The sequence below is a fragment of the Roseibacillus ishigakijimensis genome, assembly GCF_016595415.1.
GTDB lineage: Bacteria > Verrucomicrobiota > Verrucomicrobiia > Verrucomicrobiales > Akkermansiaceae > Roseibacillus > Roseibacillus ishigakijimensis.
On sequence record NZ_JAENIO010000087.1, the window covers coordinates 1 to 1,754 of the forward strand.

General features: G+C 47.5%; 1 protein-coding gene. It reads right to left on the minus strand.

Annotated elements, in window-relative coordinates:
* Positions 1-371 precede the first annotated feature (371 nt).
* A complete protein-coding gene (locus tag JIN78_RS16645; protein WP_200393126.1) occupies positions 372-1,229 on the minus strand; it encodes an RHS repeat-associated core domain-containing protein in 858 nt (285 codons plus the stop codon).
* Positions 1,230-1,754 lie beyond the last annotated feature (525 nt).

A 1,754-nucleotide genomic window follows, 5' to 3' on the forward strand; every position in this document is an offset into this window, starting at 1 on the left:
TTTAGTCCTGATCCGCGGCACCTCAAAAGAGACCGACGAACCCGCAAATCCCCCATAGAATCAGGCCTCACAGCCTTAACCTGACGCGAATGACCTCCTCATAAAGTAGACCTCGTCGCTTCAAAAATAAATCTTCACCTCTTTTCAAATAACAATAACTATCAATTTTTAAAACCTCTCCCTGATACCTAGGAGCAACATTGCACACAAGCCAATCCTCACCATTCTCCTTCTTAAACCCAGCTAAAAGAGATTCTTCAGGCAACTTGGAGGAATGACACTTCATTCTATTGACCGCATAAAAAAACACCCCGACAAAAAGACACAAAATAGGGAAACCTAAAAGCGGCGAAATCTCCAATTCTATCATCTCAAAAAACTCTTCTTATAGCAATACCCAGCAAAACAGACTTCACCATAAATATCACCCGAAACAATAAACTTTGGCGTTCCGCCACATCCCGATTTTCCACACTCAAGCTCAATCCATACACAAGCTCAATAGCGCCGGTTCCCGAAATTTCTCCACCAATTACTCCTCTAACTAATGAAAAACTCCAGCACTTCACCCAAACCGCAGCGTCAAAACCACCCTCTATCGAAACTTCCCCATCGACCTTAACTAAAAAAGTAGCTAGTTCAATTTCATCATTACAACCTCCCACAATAATATATCCACTCTGAACAAGAATGTTTAATTCCAATCCTCCTTCAGCTTTCACACCAGCCGAAGCATCTACGGAAATTGCGCCACTAGAGCCGCGGAAGTATGCGCCACCAATCACACAGAGGCTTCCAGCTCCAGAACCAGCCTTATAAGAATACTCTCTTTTTTCAACCCAATCACCATCTGAACAACATTCTTCAAATACTTTTTTTTCAGACTGCAATCGCGCTGAAAATCCGCCGTCAACGGTAACACCTACGCCTGACGCAGATAACATCGGCGAATGATTATAATCAAACTGTACTGTTTCAGTCTTGCAATTCCGAGTTTTTCTCAGTCCTAAATCACCAGCCCAATTTATCCCATCATTCACCACGAAGGCGGACAGGTGGACGCCCCCACCTTCCTCAATCGGGTCTCTGCTTGGCGAAAGAGGGATACCCGACGCGGTTTTCGTAATGGTAGCACGACTTTTCCAGCGTGGTTGTGGGCTTTGCAGGCGATTGCTCCGATGCGTTTTCTTCGCCTTCACAGAAAATCCCCAGACGCGGTTTCCTGGCATGGGGTCGCCCTCTGTGGCGCGGGGTGATGTCGCGTAATAGGCCACTGCTCAAGTGTAGTCATACCAGCCCAAGGCAACTTTGGCAGCTAAAAAGAATGGCGATTTCTGGACTGCTATACACGTATAGCGGGTTAAATTCAGCCATGCTCGCTATCCGATGACAACCTGACCGTGAGGAGAGTCTTGCCTAGCTCGCCAAGAGACCAGGCCGTCCCAAAATTTTCTGCGCTCCCCAAGCCAGCGAACACTCTAACAAACCACCCCTCCCCTCTCAGTCAAGCAAACAACCTCCCCAGACCTATCGCTGGAAACCTAACAGATTCACGCTGAATTTCACACTTGAAATATCACCTATATAATCGTAAACCGCTCACTAAAAGCCAGTAACAGAAATCGAAAATTCACTATTCACGGACCGACCCCGCTTACACGACCCCGCTTACACGTCCGACCCCGCTTACACGTCCGACCCCGCTTACACGTCCGACCCCGCTTACACGTCCGACCCCGCTTACACGTCCGACC

Bases quoted from the DNA above. Each gene is read 5' to 3' on its own strand.
- JIN78_RS16645 (WP_200393126.1), bottom strand. From the start codon at position 1,229: ATGCCAGGAAACCGCGTCTGGGGATTTTCTGTGAAGGCGAAGAAAACG.